Annotated in this window: 19 protein-coding genes and 1 riboswitch; of the genes, 5 read left to right on the forward strand and 14 right to left on the reverse strand. The window is 35.6% G+C overall.

Translation table 11 applies throughout. The annotated features are described in order from the left end of the window. From AZF04_RS13515 to AZF04_RS13535, 6 genes are all read right to left on the reverse strand, one after another. The gene (locus AZF04_RS13515) at positions 1 to 978 is read right to left on the reverse strand and encodes a metal ABC transporter solute-binding protein, Zn/Mn family (protein ID WP_061949174.1); all 978 of its coding nucleotides are present in this window, start codon (positions 976 to 978) and stop codon (positions 1 to 3) included. 323 nt (positions 979 to 1,301) lie between these two features. Further along, positions 1,302 to 1,997, reverse strand: coding sequence for a hypothetical protein (locus AZF04_RS13520; RefSeq protein WP_061949175.1), 696 nt, complete (start codon positions 1,995 to 1,997; stop codon positions 1,302 to 1,304). After that, complete coding sequence (locus AZF04_RS13525; RefSeq protein WP_061949176.1) at positions 1,994 to 2,875, reverse strand: ATP-binding cassette domain-containing protein; 882 nt, start codon at positions 2,873 to 2,875, stop codon at positions 1,994 to 1,996. The genes AZF04_RS13520 and AZF04_RS13525 overlap by 4 nt, the downstream gene beginning before the upstream one ends. Position 2,876: 1 nt before the next feature. After that, positions 2,877 to 3,248, reverse strand: coding sequence for a GntR family transcriptional regulator (locus tag AZF04_RS13530; protein WP_045481556.1), 372 nt, complete (start codon positions 3,246 to 3,248; stop codon positions 2,877 to 2,879). A gap of 864 nt (positions 3,249 to 4,112) precedes the next feature. Continuing rightward, the gene (locus tag AZF04_RS21950; protein ID WP_327020396.1) at positions 4,113 to 4,262 is read right to left on the reverse strand and encodes a hypothetical protein; all 150 of its coding nucleotides are present in this window, start codon (positions 4,260 to 4,262) and stop codon (positions 4,113 to 4,115) included. Then, positions 4,217 to 4,771, reverse strand: coding sequence for an HAD family hydrolase (locus AZF04_RS13535; RefSeq protein ID WP_235599990.1), 555 nt, complete (start codon positions 4,769 to 4,771; stop codon positions 4,217 to 4,219). The genes AZF04_RS21950 and AZF04_RS13535 overlap by 46 nt, the downstream gene beginning before the upstream one ends. Positions 4,772 to 4,891: 120 nt before the next feature. Between AZF04_RS13535 and AZF04_RS13540 the strand changes: the two genes are divergently transcribed. Beyond that, positions 4,892 to 5,287, forward strand: coding sequence for a GNAT family N-acetyltransferase (locus tag AZF04_RS13540; protein ID WP_061949177.1), 396 nt, complete (start codon positions 4,892 to 4,894; stop codon positions 5,285 to 5,287). A 454-nt stretch (positions 5,288 to 5,741) separates the two neighbouring features. Here AZF04_RS13540 and AZF04_RS13545 read toward each other — a convergent pair whose 3' ends face one another. Next, positions 5,742 to 7,349, reverse strand: a complete 1,608-nt coding sequence (locus AZF04_RS13545) for a BCCT family transporter (RefSeq protein ID WP_061949178.1) — start codon at positions 7,347 to 7,349, stop codon at positions 5,742 to 5,744. Positions 7,350 to 7,474: 125 nt separating this feature from the next. Then, complete coding sequence (locus AZF04_RS13550) at positions 7,475 to 8,068, reverse strand: GNAT family N-acetyltransferase (protein WP_412459212.1); 594 nt, start codon at positions 8,066 to 8,068, stop codon at positions 7,475 to 7,477. A 104-nt stretch (positions 8,069 to 8,172) separates the two neighbouring features. On the opposite strand from AZF04_RS13550, the gene AZF04_RS13555 reads away from it, so the two are divergent. Next, the gene (locus AZF04_RS13555; protein ID WP_061949180.1) at positions 8,173 to 8,694 is read left to right on the forward strand and encodes an RNA polymerase sigma factor; all 522 of its coding nucleotides are present in this window, start codon (positions 8,173 to 8,175) and stop codon (positions 8,692 to 8,694) included. Beyond that, entirely contained in the window at positions 8,672 to 9,556 is an 885-nt protein-coding gene (locus AZF04_RS13560) for a hypothetical protein (RefSeq protein ID WP_061949181.1), read from the forward strand. Before AZF04_RS13555 ends, AZF04_RS13560 begins: the two co-directional genes overlap by 23 nt. 44 nt (positions 9,557 to 9,600) lie before the next feature. On the opposite strand, the gene AZF04_RS13565 is transcribed toward AZF04_RS13560, so the two are convergent. Continuing rightward, positions 9,601 to 10,257 carry a spermine/spermidine synthase domain-containing protein gene (locus AZF04_RS13565; RefSeq protein WP_061949182.1) on the reverse strand — a complete coding sequence of 219 codons (657 nt, stop codon included), beginning with the start codon at positions 10,255 to 10,257 and terminating at the stop codon, positions 9,601 to 9,603. Between the two features lie 173 nt (positions 10,258 to 10,430). After that, positions 10,431 to 10,514, forward strand: a riboswitch (ZMP/ZTP riboswitch). Positions 10,515 to 10,569: 55 nt separating this feature from the next. Between AZF04_RS13565 and AZF04_RS13570 the strand changes: the two genes are divergently transcribed. Continuing rightward, positions 10,570 to 11,403, forward strand: a complete 834-nt coding sequence (locus AZF04_RS13570; RefSeq protein ID WP_235599991.1) for a bifunctional 5,10-methylenetetrahydrofolate dehydrogenase/5,10-methenyltetrahydrofolate cyclohydrolase — start codon at positions 10,570 to 10,572, stop codon at positions 11,401 to 11,403. 354 nt (positions 11,404 to 11,757) lie between these two features. Here AZF04_RS13570 and AZF04_RS13575 read toward each other — a convergent pair whose 3' ends face one another. Together AZF04_RS13575 and AZF04_RS13580 are read right to left on the reverse strand one after the other, a co-directional pair. Continuing rightward, positions 11,758 to 12,636 (reverse strand): SMP-30/gluconolactonase/LRE family protein, encoded by an 879-nt coding sequence (locus tag AZF04_RS13575; protein WP_061949184.1) that lies wholly within the window; start codon positions 12,634 to 12,636, stop codon positions 11,758 to 11,760. Further along, complete coding sequence (locus AZF04_RS13580) at positions 12,633 to 12,905, reverse strand: hypothetical protein (protein ID WP_061949185.1); 273 nt, start codon at positions 12,903 to 12,905, stop codon at positions 12,633 to 12,635. Before AZF04_RS13580 ends, AZF04_RS13575 begins: the two co-directional genes overlap by 4 nt. Positions 12,906 to 13,247: 342 nt before the next feature. Between AZF04_RS13580 and AZF04_RS13585 the strand changes: the two genes are divergently transcribed. Then, the gene (locus AZF04_RS13585) at positions 13,248 to 14,090 is read left to right on the forward strand and encodes a Cof-type HAD-IIB family hydrolase (RefSeq protein ID WP_064504140.1); all 843 of its coding nucleotides are present in this window, start codon (positions 13,248 to 13,250) and stop codon (positions 14,088 to 14,090) included. A 134-nt stretch (positions 14,091 to 14,224) separates the two neighbouring features. Here the strand turns inward: AZF04_RS13585 and AZF04_RS21955 are convergent, their stop codons facing one another. The 3 genes from AZF04_RS21955 to AZF04_RS13600 all read right to left on the reverse strand — a co-directional run bounded on the left by AZF04_RS21955 (position 14,225) and on the right by AZF04_RS13600 (position 19,962). Continuing rightward, positions 14,225 to 16,930 carry a glycosyl hydrolase 53 family protein gene (locus AZF04_RS21955; RefSeq protein ID WP_061949187.1) on the reverse strand — a complete coding sequence of 902 codons (2,706 nt, stop codon included), beginning with the start codon at positions 16,928 to 16,930 and terminating at the stop codon, positions 14,225 to 14,227. 96 nt (positions 16,931 to 17,026) lie between these two features. Next, the gene (locus tag AZF04_RS13595) at positions 17,027 to 19,087 is read right to left on the reverse strand and encodes a beta-galactosidase (protein WP_061949188.1); all 2,061 of its coding nucleotides are present in this window, start codon (positions 19,085 to 19,087) and stop codon (positions 17,027 to 17,029) included. A gap of 23 nt (positions 19,088 to 19,110) precedes the next feature. Next, positions 19,111 to 19,962 (reverse strand): sugar ABC transporter permease, encoded by an 852-nt coding sequence (locus AZF04_RS13600; RefSeq protein ID WP_045481587.1) that lies wholly within the window; start codon positions 19,960 to 19,962, stop codon positions 19,111 to 19,113. Position 19,963: the final 1 nt, after the last annotated feature.

Genomic DNA, 19,963 nt, shown 5'->3' on the forward strand with positions numbered 1-19,963 from the left:
TTACTCAGCTCCTCCAGCTAACGCTTCATAGATCGTATCTACATTATATCGATACATACCTAAGTATGTTCCTTCTTCCGTTCCGTCTTCTCCCATTGCATCTGAATAAAGCTCTCCACCAACTTCAACTTCTAGACCTGAGCTAGCAGCACCTTCAATGACCGATTCAATACGCTCTCTCGGTACACTTGATTCAACAAAAATAGCTGGAACACCATATTCCTTAATTAAGGCTATTGTATCATTTATATCGGAAACTCCTACCTCATCTTCAGTGCTTAAGCCTTGTAAACCAACCACTTCAATATCGAATTTTTCCCCAAAATATCCAAATGCATCATGAGCAGTAATTAAATAACGTTTTTCAACTGGTATCTCTGATAATTTATGTTGAGCATCTTCTTGAAGTGTATCTAATTCTTCAAAATAACGCTGACTATTTTCCTCAAATACATCCGCATGTTCTGGTGCAAATAGCTTCATTTCCTCTACTGCCGATTCTAATGCCTGTTTCCACAAATCAATATCAAACCAAATATGCGGGTCGATCACCCCTAATTCTTCCTCAAGCAGTTGATCCTCTGATAATGTTTCACCGATAGCTAATACTGGCTTATTTTGCCCAATTTGATTAAATATTTTGACCATATTTGCTTCTAAGTCTAAGCCATTATAAAATATCATATCCGCTCCATCAAGCGTACTAATATCACCTTGAGTTGCGTTATACATGTGAGGATCTATTGACGGCCCCATTAAACTTTTTACCTCTACATGCTCGCCTCCAATAATAGACAATGGCTCTCCAATTTGAGCAATGGTTGTAACAATATGAATTTTCCCTTCTGACTCTCCATCAGCACCTGTACTTCCTTCATTGCTAGTCGACTCACTACAAGCGGCGAAAATAAGAACTAAAACAACACCAAACATAACTGTTAATCCCTTTTTAAACAAAATTAATCTCCTCCACTTCATTTTAGTATATGCTTATTTATTTATTCATAATAGAACTTTAATGATTTAGCCATATCATATTTTTTTAACTTAATAAAATATTTGTTCGTCCAACTAAAAAAGTTTCCCTAAGGCAAATATTACTCCGTTCAAATCTAAGTGTCAAGAATAATTTACTGAATTCAACGACTCAACCACACTTCTATTTTCTATTCTTTTTTGTTTACATAGGTTACTGTAATTAGCATTTTTCTTAAAAAAGTTCTCACAAAAAGAGCTGCCTCTAACACATCCACATTAGGAATTAGAGAGAGCAGCTCGGTATTTTCACTATTCAAATTCATTTATGCTTTGACAACAAAATATTTCGATAAATAGTTTAAAATGGAGAGTAGAATTAAAATAAGGATAACCGTTCCAGATATCGCTAAAAGATAAGAAAGCGAAAATTGAATGCTATCAATAATAGGTAGATTTATCGGCTCTCCCCATATCGCAGAAAAGAGCATAATCATTGCACCAGATACTATAATAGAGCCAAACCCTCTCCAAACATTTTTTTGGAAAGCAGTCGTGATGAACCAACCTAATAGGAAATAAAAGAACATCTTGGATATGAGTTGGACGGTCACTAATATGGTAAAGGGCTGAGTAATCTCAACAGAGAAGACAACATTCTCCAATAATTGTAAAACAAAGGCACTGCCTGTTAAAAGGATGCTTAGTGCTCCAATTGAAATGATTAACCCATAATAATAATCTTTCCTCGTTATCCCTGCGGATAGATAATACTTAATCAATCCTCCCATTGAGAGTGTTCCACATACAAAAAAGAAAATATGTGCTGAATTCATGAAAGCTTGTGTAATGGAAATTTGGTATTCTTCGCTTAATGGTCCCCATTGTAAATCAAACAAAGGTAAAATTACATAAGCACCAAGCATTGCGACAAGGAAAAATATTACATAATATATCATCCAATGGCCAATCGTCAAAAATAAATGAACACCTACAGAAAGAGATTTCGACTGCTGTTTCATTGCTCTTCTCCTTTCGTCAGGTGGATAAATAATTCTTGCAACGTGATGGGACCAAGCTCCAGTTCATCTAAACTCGCTTTTCCTCTCTCGTCCTCATTTAAATCTCCATAAATCATTACTCTTTTTGTTCCACCTAAAACTTGTTCTTTTAATACTTTTTTATCTTTCACAAAAGACTCTACCTTAGCCGTAGCACCGGTAATCGATAAGCCTTTTTCTCGTAATGCCTCTGCACTATCATGAATAATGACCTTTCCATCATCAATAATTAAGACTTCTTCAAACATCGATTCCATCTCTGAAATAAGGTGAGTTGATAGAATAAAGGTTCGTGGATACTCCATATAATCTTTTAATACTTCTTCATAAAAAATTTCTCTAGCTGGTGCATCCATTCCTAGATACGCTTCATCAAATATCGTTATAGGCGCTCGCACAGATAGTCCTAACACAACATGTAGTGCAGATTGTTTCCCCCTCGAAAGCTCGTATACTTTTTCCTTTACGTCAATTTTAAATTTCTTCAGTAACTCTAGCGCATACTCTTCATCATATTGTGGTCTAAAACGACTATTCTCCTTTAACCAATTTTTAACCCTTTTTCCAACCTGCCATTCATCCATTTTTACATCTCTTATAAAAATGACCCTTTCAAGGTAGGCAGCGTTTTCGTAAATATCCTGATTATTCATAGTCGCACTTCCAGAAGTTGCTTTTCTAAACGTTGCTAATATCGATAATAAGGATGTTTTACCCGCACCATTTCTTCCTAGTAATCCATAGATTTTGTCTTCTTCTATTAAAAAGGAGATATCCTCAAGAATACGTTTGTTTCCTATTTTCAAAGACACTTTGTCTAGTTGCAGCTCATTTTCCATTTTACTCATCTCCTTTCAATGTATCTATCATCGTTTTAATTTCTTCGATGGTTATGCCAAGTCTGTTCGCTTCTTGTAGCATGCTCCTCATATATTCCTCTTTAAAGGCTAGCTTTCTTTTTTCCTTCAAACGATTATAAGCACCCTCTGCCACAAACATTCCTACACCCCTTTTCTTGTATAAAACACCAGCATCTACTAATTGGTTAAATCCCTTCAATACTGTAGCCGGATTAATTTTATAATGCGAGACAAGCTGAGTGGTAGAAGGCACCTGTTCTCCTTCTTTTAAGTTTCCATTCACAACTTCATCTTCAATCATTTCTTTAATCTGCTGAAAGATTGGTTTATTTTCATCTAAGATTCTCCACATATTGAACTCCCTTCTATCAATATGGTTACTTGGTTAGTTACTTATGTAGTTAACTATATACCCATTATCGTCATATGTCAATCTTCTTTATCAATAAAAATAGAAATAGGCTCATTTAGTGCTAAACTTCAAATAAAGCAAAGTTAAAAGTAGCCCCCAAAAAACTTCCTTGAAAAATCTCCATTTAACTAAATCAATTTCATCATTCATATCTTATAATGAAAACCGAGTGGTTAGGTTTTTGATTTTCACTTTAGGCAGATGCTTTCCCAAGGCTTGTCTTCAGCTAACTCTGACTACGCAGAGCTTCGTCAGAGTGGATCTTCAGACTGCGCTGATCCTTTGGGAGTCACTACCTACCGTTTCAATCAAGAAGTGAATTCACAAACTTTCAGACATTTTTAAATGAATGGTCGGTTTCGTTCACTTAAACCCATTTCATCCTTCGTATCTTTTAATGACAACCGGTCGATTTGGTTTTTGATTTTCACTTTAGGTAGATGCTTTCCCAAGGGCTTGTCTTCAGCTAACTCTGACTATTCAGTGTGTCGTCAGAGTGGATCTTCAGACTGCGCTGATCCTTTGGGAGTCACTACCTACCGTTTCAATCAAGAAGTTAATTCGCAAACGTTTAAAATATATTTTATAAGAAACGTTCGGTTTTATTCGTTTATAGAGAATTGATGAAATTCATTTAACTAAGAAGCTAGTTTTCATAGGAGACTTTACAAAAACAACAGGACCCTCCATCTTTTGATAAGAAGGAAGGTCCTATTTGTGTATGTATCCATTATATGCTTTCATATTTCACTACAATAACCAATGCTTCCATCTTCTGATAAAAGCGATCGCTATGCTTAGTTCCTAATGATTCATCATAATAGGAACGATTTCATTTAACTCTTTTATTTCATAATCGGCTTCATTTACATGCTTCTCACCGTTATTTTTCCAAATAGTTTTCATACCTATATCTTTAGCTGCTTTAATATCGTTAATAGGATGGTCTCCAATAAAATAGCTTCACTCGCCGTAACGTCTAATTCTTTTAATGCTAATTCAAAAATTCGTGAATCGGGCTTTTTTATACCTTCCCATTCTGATATGTATATCTTTTTAAAATATTTTTCTATATGTAATGCTTCAATATTTCGATATTGAAAAGACCCAAAACCATTACTAATAATCGCCATCAAATACCCTTTTTCATGCAACTTTTCTAATGTTTCATGCATATACGGAAAGGCTTTTGCACTTTTAAAAAAGAGATTTATATAATCTTCAAGAAGAGTATTAACAAAACAATGATTGATTCCATTTTCTTGTAAAAGCTGCGTATATACTTTATCCTTCCACACATAGCCTCTCTGGTCAAGTTCAATAAATCTCTGAATAAACACGCTTTTATTAATTGTTTTTAAAATGGATAACTGCCGTTCATATTGATTCACTAAAAAATTTAACAAAGATTCACTTCTATTTAATAAAGTTTCATCTAAATCAAAACATATAGCTTTTATCAATAAAATCACTCCCCGTTTATTCTTCCTCTAGTCTAACACTAATTGGTAATAGAATATTTTTTTCCATGACATGTATCATTCTGTTATAATGTAATGCAATAAAAGGGGGAGAGAACTAATATGATTACATATAGTAAAGATTCGAAAATTTCTGCAAATCAACTTTCTGATATCTTCAAAAGCTCAGGAATTAAGAGGCCCTATAACGATATAGCTAGGCTTCAGAAAATGCTGGATCAAGCTGATTTATTGATTACCGCATGGGATCAAGATAAACCAGTAGGTGTAGCAAGAGCCTTAACTGATTTTAGTTATTGTTGCTACCTATCTGACCTTGCTGTTAATGATCAATATCAAAAGCATGGAATCGGTAAACAGCTAATCTCACTTGTTCAGGAAGAAATCGGTCAAGAGGTTGCTCTTTTGTTGTTATCGGCGCCAAACGCAATGGACTATTATCCTAAAATCGGCTTTCAAACGGTCAAGAATGGCTTCATTATACCAAGAGAAAAATAAGTGAGTGAGACATCCCGTTTTAAAATGGTACATATCAAATAACAAACAATGAGGCCGAGACTATAACTGTCTTAAGATGATTATGTGAGAGAAAATTGAAACTGATGTGGAATGGATGCAAACACTAAACCCTCCTTACTGTGTGAAAGGAGGGTTTTTTTACGGGTAAGATTCCATATGAAAGGCGTAAGCAGGACTCCAGTGGGAGGAAGTGGCTATGCCGAAATCCACTTAAAAAAGTTTGTTCAGCAGCACCCTACCGGACGCGAAGTGTCTTGATGGAGAACAGCAGGGCACCTAACATGTGTGCAAGCATTCATTCGTTAGTATTGTCGCAGTCTCGTTACATTTAAAATTTTTAAATAAACCTATCAGAATATCTTTAGGAGAGCAAACAACTGGAATTTCATGTGTTTTCTCCCCTCTTTTTTTACATAAGCATTGCTCATTTTATTTATTCTTTCTCTTTTTTCGTTTTATCCTGCTTTTTCTTTTGCTTATCTAGATTCCTTTGTTTCTTTTCTTGTTCTTTACGCCAACGTTTCCATTCACGCTGTTCTTTTCGCTCTGCAGCTTCTTCTCTTAGTCTCTCCTGTTGAAGCGCCTTAAATAAGGATATGACCATCAAAATCATAATAATGGAAAAAGGGAAAGCCACCAAAATCATCGTATTTTGAATTCCCTGCAAGCCACCACTATATAACAGTACAGCTGCTGTTCCGGACATAAATACTCCCCAAATAATCTTAATTCTATTATGCGGATTCAATGAACCTTGTGTTGACTGACTGCCCAAAACAAACGTTGCCGAATCTGCAGATGTAATAAAGAAAATCGCAATAGCCACAATGGTTATATAAGACATAATTGTACCAATAGGCATGTTCTCCATTACGCCAAACAGAACTTTTTCCTCTGTTAAAGAAGAAACAATGGTCCCGGCGCTCTCTAATGTTATAGCGGTACCTCCAATAAAAGAGAACCAAATGAAACCCATAACAGAAGGTACAACGAGGACGGCTACAACAAATTCACGTAACGTTCTTCCTCTTGATACTCTCGCAATAAAGCTTCCTACAAATGGTGACCAAGCCATCCACCATGCCCAATAAAACAATGTCCAATCATTAATCCACTGTCTCTCTTCTTCATTAGTAGGTGCCAATCGAAAACTCAATCTAGGAAGATTTTGTATGTAATTTCCAAGCGTATTTGTAAATAAATTAAACGAAAATATTGTGGAACCAAATATTAAGAAGTATAGAAAGATAACTCCAACAACGCCCATATTTACCGTACTTAAAATTCGAATTCCTTTGTCTAGCCCTGTACTTGCAGATATTAGATATAAAACTGTTGCAATCACAATGATTAATAGCTGCATCCAAAAGCTATTTGGCAGTCCTGTAAGGAATGAAATACCCCCATTCATTTGAGCCGCGCCAAAACCAAGTGTAGTCGCTACACCTGAAAGAGTAGCAATTATTGCAACAATATCTATTGTTTTACCTAATCTTCCATCCATATTCCATAATGGAGATAAAGTAGCACTGATTAAGCCCTTTTTGTCTTTTCGATAACTAAAATAAGCAATACAAATGGCAATTATCGCATAGATACTCCAGCCATGAAGGCCCCAATGTAAAAAAACATAAACCATGGCATCTGTAGCAGCTTGACCGGTGCCTTCTTCAGCCATTGGTGCATTTATCGCATAATGAGCAATAGGCTCTGCTGCCCCAAAAAACAATAAACCAACACCTAGGCCAGCTGTAAACAAAAAGGCAATCCAAGTGGGATAATTATATTCTGGTCGATCATCATCTTTCCCTAATCTCACTTTTCCAAAAGGCGAAAAGACAAATACCAGACAAACGATTAAAAACATGGTTACGACAATCATATAGTACCAACCAAAAGTATCAGATATAAATGCTTGAGCTTTTGCTGTTATGGTTTCAAGTGAATCTGGCCAAATGACTCCTGTTAAAATTAAAATTGTTAATATTCCTATAGTCCAATAAAATACGGACCCAACCTGACTTGCTTCTTTCTTCTTCATTTGCTTGCTCCTTCTGGTAGTTTCGATCTTAATGGTAGGTTTACCAAATTAAAGAGATTCATGAATTTCAAATTAAAAAGTAAGTAAAGCATGAAAAAGCATTGACCTACCGGACAATGCACCATCTACTTATGCTCATCATAATCCTCTTTTAAAATCGAATATATCTTTATGTTTTGGTGAATACCCTTTATATATTTATATTTCCTCATTTTTCCTTCATAGAGCATTCCCGATTTTTCCATTACCTTAGCTGAACCGATATTTTCTTCAAAGCACTTTGCTTCTAAACGAACTAAATTCATCTTTTCAAAACCAAACTGTATTAAAGCTTTAACAGCTTCTGTCATAACTCCTTTGTTCCAATAACTCTCGTTAAGTACATAACCTAATTCAGCCCGACGATCTTGGATATTCCAATTAACGAAATCAACATTTCCTATTACATCACCAGTTTTTCTCCATTCAATTGCCCAAGGAGATATTTGTTGCTGTTCATATTGCTGTAAAATTTGTTCGATAAATCGCTCAGCATCGTCATAAGACGAATACGTATCCCATGTGACATATTTTGTTACATTTTCATTTGAGCCGTATGCATATAAAGATTCCAAATCTTCTTTTTTCCATTTTCTTAGTCTAAGACGTTCTGTTTTTATCTCAGGTAAATCTCCATAAATATCTTGTACTCTGATTATAAATACCCCCTTATAAAAAATGTTAACCCTATTATAATAAAATACATATAAACGTAAAGTCTTTTTTTAAAACTGTAAGTTTTTTTGAGGATAATCGTCTAATAGATAGGAGGGGATGAGATGGGATGGAAAAAACTATAGTAGAAACCTGGTTTGAGCTTTATGAAACTGATATTACTAGTTACCTCATTTACTATACCGGTAAAGTTGATGTTGAGGATTTGGTACAAGATACTTTTTTAATTGCGCTCAAAAAAATGAATCAATTTAAAAAACAATCGAACCCTAAAACTTGGCTTATATCCATTGCTCGAAACCAAGTAATTGACAAATATCGAAGGCAAGAACTATTAAAACGAATTCTAAGTAAAATAAAAGAAGAGCCTATTTATTACGAATGTATCGAGAAGAAATCACTAACAAAACTAGAACATGAAGAGCTCTATACGGCAATTCTACAGCTAAAGCCATTTTATAGAGAAGTCGTTATTTTGAGAGGTATTTTAGAGATTCCAGCAAAAGAGGTAGGGCAAATTCTCCAATGCCGTTTGAATAAAGTTCATGTTACTTACCATCGAGCATTGAAGCAATTAAAAATACAATTAATGAAGGAAGGACAATTTAATGAATACCGAACCCATTCGTAAGTCCTTAAGTCAGCTTTCTAAACATTCATTAAACCAAGAACAAAAACAAAGAATTTTATTTAAAATCAGAGAGCAAACCAAACCGCAAAAAAGATTAAACTCATATATTCTTTATCCTGTTTCTCTTTTATTATTTTCATTAACAAGCTTTTTACTTTTAGTAATCATCCAACCTTACTCTGGGTCTCAGGATAATCAAGCCTCTATTAATGCTCCGCAGGCTAGTTCATTTTATAATGAGGAATTGAAACAAGAGCTTTATGGTATCGAAAATGAAGTAGGGATTATTGGTCATACCCCTTTTGTTGCAGAAGATAAAACGAGAGTGGCAAAAATTTTGCTCTATTTATGGATTAATCAAAGTATAACAACAGAAAGCGTATTAGAAATACGAGCAACAAATGCCAATGAGGAGCAAGTTCTGCTATTAGAAGGAGAAATATTACCCTTCTCAGAAGGTGGTTCTATCATCACCTCTTTTAATTCTTTTCCAAAGGAAGGATTGTGGCAATTAGATTTTTATTTAGAAAATAAGAAGTTAGCAAGCTTTACTACAAGCGTATTACCGCCCTTTCCGACATCTGAGAACTTTCAAGTAATCACTCACCCCATGGAGACAGGTGTAAATGAATCCAATGAATGGTTCATTGAAAGTAAACAGCAAGAGCCTCTCATTGAGGTGGATCTTTATAATCGTCAAAATGTTCTCGTTTCTTCTTATATTTTCCCTCTTGACCATTCCGTTATTGAAAGTGATACAGGAGAAAATATATATCGTTATCATTATACTTTGTCATTACCGAAAGAAGATCAATACTATTTCATGATTAACGGTGAAAGAACGAATGTATTTTCGAATTAAAAAAAGCGGAGCAGCCTGACTCCGCTTTTTGCCTTTAAATCTCTCTATACAGCATCTGACACTATATAAACATAATCAGGAACACCTTTTTTTTGCGCTACCTCTTTTACAGCAACATACCTAAAGAAACTCCTAAGCTTTTTCACAAAATGAGGTGATTCTGTTGCACTCCAAAAAGTTAGTATTCCACCTTCTTTTAAGAGTCCTATTAATTCGCCCATCCCTTTTAAAGAGTATAAATGATTATTTTCTTCGGCAACGGTCCAATCAGGTCCATTATCGATATCTAAACAAATAACATCATATTTTGAGTTACTTGCTTTCATATATTGAATGAAGTCATCATGTATAATAGTCGTTCTTGGGTCCTTAAGAGCATTAGACGAGAATTGCGATAAGTGCTTCTCATTCCATTTAATAATAGCTTCTTCTATTTCAATGACATCTACTTGTTTTACCTTAGGATTACTTAAAGCCTGAGCTAAGGAAAAGCCCACTCCTAATCCACCTATTAGAACAGAGTGAGGATTATCCACATAATCTAAAGCTGCTTTTACTAATAGCCTTTCTGATTCTCCATTATATGTAGCCATTAAGAAGGTACCATTATATATGATTTCGTAATCACCATTTCTTTTTTGTAATTGAATCATTCCTCTCTCCGTATGACATCGTTCAATCACTTCTGGTAGATTGTCCATAAAATTCATCCCCTATCTATTCAGAATCATTATATTAATCATAGCAAAGTTTTTATAATCATTGTAATATTTAGACTTTTTTCAGATATTGAAATATTAACCAACTATTAAAAACCTCGCTCTATCTATTGACTTTTCGAGTGGTTATGCTATTCTTTGGATGTAAAATAAGTAAGAAACACAGTAACTGACGACAAAAGTGGAAAAAACCACAAGGGAGCTGTGTTTATATATGTCGGGTCGTCTGGGCAGGGATAAGAAATGGTAACAGGTTTCTTATCTCTTTTTTTAATTGACTGGGAGGCGAATAATGTGGCAAAAACAATTTTAGATGGAAATCTTGTTTCAAAAGCAATTCGTGAAGATTTAAAAAAGAGAGTAGACTTGTTAAAAGAAAAAAATGTTACCCCCTGTTTAGCAACCATTCTTGTAGGTGATAATCCCTCTTCAGAAACATATGTGAAGATGAAGGGTAACGCCTGCGCAAAAATTGGAATGGAATCCATTCGAATTCATTTACCTGAGAACACTTCTACAGAAGAGCTTTTAGAGAAAATAAATGAGTTAAATGAAAATCCAAAAGTTCATGGGATTTTACTACAACACCCTGTACCTGCTCATATTGACGAGAGATTAGCATTTGAGAGCATTTCTATTAAGAAAGATGTGGACGGCGTTACTAGCATGGGTTATGGTCAAACAGCTCTAGGATTTGGCAAGTACCCCGCTTGTACACCAGCAGCTATTATGGAAATCATTCGTTATTATCAGATTCCAATAGCAGGTAAGCATGCTGTCGTTGTAGGAAGAAGTCCGATTTTAGGCAAACCAGTCTCAGCATTGCTCTTAAATGATGATGCAACCGTGACTACATGCCATTCTAAAACAACTAACTTAGAAAGTATATTATCACAAGCGGATATTGTGGTAGCGGCAGTCGGAAAGCCTAATTTCATTTTAGGCGACTGGTTAAAGGAAGGTGCCGTAGTATTAGATGCTGGTTATAACAAAGGCAATGTTGGAGATGTAGACTATGATTCTTGCTATGAAAAAGCAAGTGCTATCACACCTGTTCCTGGTGGCGTTGGCCCTGTCACTATTTCCATGCTATTAAAGCACACGGTTATAGCTGCTGAGGAAATGTAAGCTGTAGATGAATGGTTTTATAATAAAAGCTGTGACAATACTCATGAATGATTCTACACATGTTTAGTGCTCGGGTCGCGTCCGGTGGCGAGCTGCCAAACTAACTTTTTTTCAAAGTGGATTTCGTTATTGCCACTACTTCCCACTGGAGTCACCGTGCCTTGTGTCCGCTAGTTTTCGTCTTTATAAAAATCTAGTCTTTCAACAGAACCCTGCTTCTTTCACAGTAAGCAGGGTTCTTTGTTCTTATTTGTGTTTCATCCATTACTCATCATTTCAAGCTGTTTGATGTGATTTAAAAACAGATTAGGTCCCATTCTCTTATTACTTATTCTCCTGCAATCTTGAAATTTGTTAGCCTCTGAATAAATCTACTTTCAAACCTTTTACGCCTGGTTTATATTTAAAAACAGCGCCTGAGTACGGATATTCTTCTAATTGCTGCTCATTCATCCCATTTCGAGCACTTGTAATATAAAGTTCATCTAAATCAGGTCCTCCAAAGGTACAAGAAGTCACATTTAATGCGGGTACCTCGACTTTTTCAAGCAATTCGCTACTATCTGGATTCCATCTACTAATACAGCTTCCACCATAATGAGCAATCCAAAGCATTCCTTCCTGGTCAATCGTCATTCCATCTGGAACTCCCATACCTTCAGGGATGGTGATGATTTGTTTTTGATTACTAATATTTCCAGTTCTTATATCATAATCAAATCTTGCAACCTGCCTTGTATGAGTATCAATGAAATACATATAATCATTATTAATCGACCAAGCTAGCCCATTAGATAACCCTACTTTATTTATTTTCTTCTCGACCTGCAATTCATCATTTAAACAATATAATGCGGCCTCTTGATGCCCGCTCTTTTTAGGCATGGTCCCTGCCCAAAAGCGACCAGCAGCGTCACATTTCCCGTCATTAAATCGATTTCCAGGTTTATCAGGTTCTGGATTTTCTAACTTTTCAAGGGTTTTAAAATCCTTTCCTAACCGAGCAAATCCACTTTCTAAAGCTAGGATTACTCCTCCCCCTTCACAAGGAACGGCCGCCCCAACCATTTCATCTAAAGAATAGGTTTCATTTGTTGATGATTGAGGGTTTAACAGGTGAATTTTCTTTTCTTCAATATCAACCCAAAGTAATTCATTTGTGCGGTAGTCCCACACGGGACCCTCTCCTAATGTTGCTCTAGCGTCATAGGCAACCTCAACTTTATGAGTCAAATCATTTCATTCCTTTCCATATTAGTTTTTGTTTTTTCTGTCATAGACTCTAAATTTTTAGTAAATATAAGTACTATACCTGCTATTAAAAATATAAAACTTAATATATATGGAAAAAAGCCATTTATTGCATCAAGTGTTTGAAATAATCCCCCTGACGAGAGATTTGCTTGGTTTGAAGTATAGGTTGCAACGGCTAAGTGTACTAAACCAATCAATAGAGCACCAGATAATAAAAAAACAGAGCCGATTCGTTCATTACGAGTCATACAATTCACTCCTAAACTCTTAAGGATGAATTAATAATAACATAAAATTCAAATAATTCTAATTAGAATTTCGCCTCTCTCCTTCATTGCCTTTGTGTAATGATTTCCTTCAAATTCCTATATTTTAAAATATCTATATGGAAAGTGTTAAGAAACTCGACAGCTTCCATTTAAGGTAACTTTGATACTGAAAATCCTCAAATTTCTGGGTTTCCCTTAGACCCCCTTTAAAAACCTGGTAATAATTGTGCTTTTATAATGGAGATGTTTATTGGTAATTTTTTATATTAATATTTATAATAGGAGATATATAGAAAAAAGTCGACCTAGGAGTGGATGAATTTGAAGCGAAAAATAGTATTTTTAGATGTTGATGGAACTTTAATGCAGGAAAATGGACAAGTACCAGCTTCTGCAATTACCGCTGTTCGTGAAGCTAGAAAAAATGGTCATTTATTATTTCTTTGTACAGGTCGTTCAAAAGCGGCCATTTTTAAAAATATTACTGAAATAGGATTCGATGGTGTCATTGGTGGAGCAGGAGTATATGCAGAAATAAATGGCGATATATTATACAAAAAATCATTGACCCTAGAAGAAGTTACTTTCCTCGTCGATTATTTCCAAGAACGAGACATTCATTTTATGATGGAATCTGATGATATTAATTATGGAAGCCCTGGATTAAAAGACTTTTATATAAAAGCGATAGAGTCTGATTCAAATGTATCTGATGAATTTCTAACTAAAGATGATCACCCTCTACAGCAGCTTATGAATATTACTAAGTTTGATGAGACTCTTTACCAAGCTAACATAAATAAAATTTGTTTTATTGGAAGTGAAAATACGTCCTATCAAGAAATTGAAAAGGATATAAAAGAGCGATTAAACATTGTACCTAGTAGTTTTGTAAAATTCGGTAAAGCTTCTGGGGAAGTTTCTAGCTTAGGTGTTCATAAAGCAGTAGGAATCAAATTTATTTTAGAGCATTTAGACTTATCTCAGGAAGACACAATCGGAATCGGTGATAGTATAAATGATTTAGAAATGATTGAGTATTGTGCTGTTGGGATTGCGATGGGGAATGCGCGAACTGAATTAAAAGCCATTGCTGATGAAGTCACGGCACCTATTGATGAAGACGGTATTTACAAAAGCTTTAAAAAGCACCACTTAATCTAAAGCATCAAGGATGATGAAACAAGTCTAGTCCTTCAATAAATTAAAAAAAGGAAATCGATTAGCAAATACTTTTCGATTTCCTTTTTTATTTAAGTAACCTTTTAAAATTACTCTTTATGGTAAGACTTTTCCTTTTACAAATTCAACCGTTTTTTACGATAAAGATAGATAGCAGCTCCTGTAGCTAACAATAATAAACCAATGGCTAGATATTGAAAAGAAGCCGTTGCTGTTTGAGGTAAGGTGCTTTGTTTCTTTTCATCATCACTATCATCTTTTTCATTTACAGGAGATGTCGCTTCGTCATCTTTTTCTTCCTTAGGATCTTGTAGATCTGGAACTGGATCTGGGTCCGGATCTGGGTGTCCTGGTTCTGGTTGTGATTCTTGCTCTGGATCTGGATCTGGATCAATTGGTTCTTCATAATCTCTTACTTTTGATAAGTAGAAATCATCAATTGTACCCCAAGCACCACCATTAGCCTCTACTATGGCGCCTACTGTTATGCTTCCGTCTGTAACTAATATTTCTTCAATAGCGGCTTCATTCCAATTACCCCATCCTCTAACCGAGGTTGGCTCTCTGAATTCGTCATCAGAGGTTTCAGCATATACATACAGTTCTCCTTCATGTACATCTCCACCTTGAATGAACATAGAAAGGTTATAATAACCAGGTTCTAAATCTGTAATCGTTTGATAAACGTTAAAATTCACTTCTTCTTCAGAGAAAAAATGCACAGAGTAATTTCCTGTTCTAGCATCTGCAGGATTATTTGCAAATCTAGCATGCTCTGGATATTCTCCATGTTCAATCGTCCACATACTTCTGTCTTCATCCTCAAAGCTCGGATTAAGAACATGATTTTTACTCATAATCTCTATCGTTGCTTTTACTTCATAACCATCTTCAGTGATCCCACCAATTGTATAAATACCTATTCCTGAGATTTGCTCTAAAGTTGCTTGTTCCCACGTTACCGGAGTTTCATCCACTCTCCCACTGTTATATACAGCAGTTACGGTTTCCGGAAGTTTGATTTCTTCACCTTCCGTAAATTTCAACGTGATATTTCTTACTTCCGCTATACTTTCAGGTGCTGTTGTACCCGTTTTAACATAATTAAATATATTCAGAGATTCTAGTGGGTGACCGTTAAAATCAAATAATGCTTGATTATCTACCGCACTTCCACCAAACCATTCACCAGCATCTTCTGGATCATATTCTGTAGCATAGCTAGAAGCCCATCCAGAACCAAACTGCTCCCACTTTTCTTTATTGCTTTCTAAATCTTCAGCAGGACCAACAGGCAGCCAAGCTGGCTCCCAATAGAATACTCCTATACCTGCATCTCCTACATTCACAACAGCATCAATCACATTGCGGATCGCAGTTGCTTGACCTTGAATAGAAACGGGATAATCTAGAGTTTGTCCGGATTCACTAGGTGCGGTGTTTTCATGTCCATCTCCATCTTCTGCTGTATAGGTGTAAGATGTTTCGACAACCATAACATCCTTATCATATGTATCAGCTACATGCTGTAATACGTTCGTTAAGTTTTGAAGAGTTCCGTGCCAAAAAGGATAATAGGAGCTGGCAAAAACATCATAATCAACTTGATAATCATCTAAGGTCTTAGCTAGAGTTTCATAGCGACCTGCTGATTCAGGATTCGTAAAATGAAGAGCAATGATGATATTTGAATCTACCTCTCGAACAGCTTTACTTCCTTCATTAAATAATTGAGTAATGTGGTTCCAATTCGTTTCACCAATAAATGCTGAGTTTGTTTCATTCCCAACTTGAACCATGCCGACATTTACACCAGCAGCAATCATTTTCTCAAGACTATCTTTTGTAAATTCATAAACAGCTGTTTTCTTATCTTCAAGGTTTAGATTACTCCAAGCTTTTGGAGCTTGTTGCTTTGCAGGGTCTGCCCAAAAATCAGAATAATGGAAGTTTGCAAGTAGCTTCATATCATACTGAGCCGCTCTTTTCCCAATTTCTATAGCTGCATCTAAATCATTATTTCCCCCACCATAGCCATTTCCATTACTATCATAAGGGTCATTCCATATGCGTGCTCGAATATAATTAACTCCAGCTTCGCTTAATGTTTGGAAAATATCTTGCTCTTCCCCTTGATCGTTGTAAAATACTACACCACTTTCCTCAAGTGCGAGTATACTAGAAATATCTACCCCATTTATAAAATCAGCAGGTAAACCTTCTACTTTTTCAACAAAAATATCTGATTCCACTGGGTCTACACCACCTAGATTATTATTTTCAACAAGTTGAATGTAGTCTAAGTATCCCCAGCTGCTTGGTTGACCACTTACGATTGCCCCCACGTCAATAGAAGTCGTTTCTGTCATTTCAAATTCTAAGCTTACTATTTGCCAATCATCATAACCAGTTGTCTCAAATTTCTCACTAACTTGTTCACCAGCAAATAATTCAATACCCGCTCCATCTTCACCTACACCACCCATACTATGGGCCGTTAGTTTATAAGAGCCTGCTGGTAATTCTGGTATTGTTTGCTTCACTTCAAAGCTAGTTGACGATAGTAGTGTATCTGGAAACCAATAATTGAATGCATAATCTCCTTCTATCGGTTTTACATGATTATCTGCATAAGCTGAATTCTGCAAATTCAAATCATCTACTTGCTCTCCTTCAAAAACCCAAGAAGAATCTTCCCAAATGTCATTCTCAAAACTTCCATTTTGTAACCATTCTCCTTCGTCTGCAAAAGAAATGGAGGTTGGTAAGATTAAATTTATGACTAGCATCGTAATCATGAGAATGATAAAGTTCTTTTTCATTTACATACACCTCAATCATTTTTCTGATATCGCTTTCATACAACCTTATGAGCTAACCTATTCCTGGAAATTGAATAGGTTAGCTTACTTCTCTATTTATTTTTCTAACGCATAAACCTTCACACCGTAACAAGGCAAATCAATATTACCTGACTCTTCTTGATTACTTAATAAATCTTTTACCTTCTTATTCACAACAATGCTTTGTGTTTTTTCTGTAAAGTTCATAACAAACAAGAATTTTGTACTCTCATCTTCCCTTACTTGAACAGAAACACCTTCTTCGTGTTCAATTGGGAGATTTTGCTCAAGAGACAATTCTTCAATAATAGTTTGATAGAAGTCACGATGAAAATCCTTGCCTAAACGGGCTCCGATAAAATAACCTTTCCCTTTTTCATAGTGATGACTCGTAACGGCAGGTGTATGTTCATAGAAATCCTCTAGGTAAATTCCTTCTACCTCAGCTTTGTTATTATTTATAATTGCTGCGTAATCCTTAACTTCATAGGTATTACCATTAAAAGAAACACGATTTCGATCAGATGGATAAAAAGTATCTGTTTCATTAGGATTAACACCGAAAATATCCTGTAAATCTTTATGCCAGCCACCAAGATAAGTTAAATCATTTTCATTTACTAATCCACTTATATAGGTTGTAACAACATGTCCACCATTTGCCACAAAATCCTTCAGACGAGCGATCGTTTCTTCACTCATTAAGTAAAGCATTGGTACAAGCAACAATTTATAAGGTGAAAAGTCCTGTTCTTTCGTTATCACATCAACAGGGATATCTTTTTCCCAGAATGCTCTATAATGCTCCTGTAGCGTTTGAGGATACCTTTTTGTTTTTTTACCGAATCCCTGAGCATCTTCAAGTGCCCAATGACTATCCCAATCGAACATAATAGCAACATCACTGTGACGATTCGTTCCAACAACATCTCCAAGTTTAGAAAGAGCTTTTCCGACTTCCTCAACATCCTTAAAAACACGATTTTCAGTAGAGTTATCATGATCAACAACTGCACCATGAAACTTTTCCGATGACCCACGTGATTTTCTCCATTGGAAATACAAAATACTATCAGAACCATGAGCAAGCATTTGCATAGAAGATAATAAGTGCATGCCAGGACGTTTTGTTTTGTTTACATCATGCCAGTTGACTCCACTTGGTGTCGATTCCATTAATAAGAATGGCTTTTGTTTTAAGCTTCGATACAAATCATCAACAAAACCAACCTTCATCGCTAAATCAGCTGTAGTATCCCAATCATTGTGCCAAGCTGGGTAAGCATCCCAACTTACGACATCAACATGCTTAGCAAACTTACTATAATCTAAGGCTTGAAAAGGAATTAAATCATGTGTGTCCGCCATAAAATTTGTCGTTATAGGAATATGAGGCGTATGCTCTCTTAATGGTACAATTTCATTTTCATAGAAAGAAATTGTCTGATCGGTAACAAATCTTTTCCAGTCAAGGTTCATGCCATGAACGGCGCTTTCTCCATTTCTAGAAGGCGACTCGATTTGTGACCAGTCATTAATAGTATGACTCCAAAACGGCCCCCACCAAGCATGATTTAACTCTTTTAGATTATGATTATACTTTTCTTTCAACCAATTTCTAAATGCCTCTTGGCAGCTATCACAGTGACAATCACCGCCATATTCATTGGAAATATGCCACATAATTAATGCTGGGTGCGAACCATATCTTTTTACTAAACGCTCATTCATCTCTTGTGTTTTTTCACGATACACTTTAGAAGTAAAGCAGTGATTATGTCTGCCACCATGTAACTGTTTTTCTCTACTTGCATTTACTCTTAGAACCTCTGGATATTTTTGTGACATCCAAGCTGGTCTAGCTCCACTAGGAGTGGCAAGAATAACACGCCCACCTATGCTATAAATATCATTAATGATTTTGTCTAACCATTCAAAGTTAAACACCCCTTCTTCAGGTTCCAATGTACTCCAAGCAAAAATACCGACAGAGAATGTATTAGTATGAGCTATTCTCATTAGCTCTATATCCTTCTCTAAAATCTCTGGATAATCTAGCCATTGATCAGGATTATAGTCCCCTCCATGAAGCATGAATTTCTCTTTTGTTGCATAAGTCTTAGAAAATTTAGACATAATACTCTCCTTTAAAACAAGTTTTATCCTTTAGTGCCCCCGGCTGTTAATCCAGAAACAAAGTTTTTCTGTAACAAAATGAAAATAATCGCTACAGGAATACTAATTAAAATAGCCCCTGCTGCAAAGGTGGTATAGCTTGCACCCATGACATCATTCACAAGATTGAATAACCCAATTGGTAATGTATACGATTCTGGTGTCCTTAGGATTGTTGATGCCAAAATAAAATCACCTAATGGACCTGTAAAACCATTCATTGCCACAACAGCTAACATTGGCTTTGAAAGTGGCATGATAATTTGCAGGAAAATTCTCGTATTACTTGCTCCGTCAATTTTGGCACTTTCATCTAGGTCAATAGGAATGGAATCCATATAACCTTTCATCAAATAAGTGTTCATCGGAATTTGTCCACCAATATATAACATGATTAATAACCAATGACTATTCATCATGCCTAGCATTTGCGCTAACACAAATAAAGCGATTAATGCAGAAAACTGTGGAATCATTTGTAATAATAAGAACAAAGTTAATCCATGTTTACGACCCTTAAAACGGAACCTCGAAAAAGCATAGGCCGTAAACGATACACTAATTAATGTTCCTAACATCGTAAACACACTAATTTTGATTGAGTTCATATACCACTGAACATATTGTAGGCTCGGCTTTCCAGCAAATAGCTCCTGGTAATGGATCAAGGAAGGGTTTTGCGGAATCATTGATGTACTAATTAAACTATTCCCCGGGTTAAAGCTTGCACCTATTGTCCATAAGAGAGGGTAGACGATCACACATACCATAAAAGCCAAAATTAAATATGAAATCGTTAAACGAATATATTTCTTTTTGTTCATATCTAATTGCATG

Origin of the sequence: Alkalihalobacillus trypoxylicola (assembly GCF_001590785.1) — a bacterium.
GTDB lineage: Bacteria > Bacillota > Bacilli > Bacillales > Bacillaceae_D > Alkalihalobacillus > Alkalihalobacillus trypoxylicola.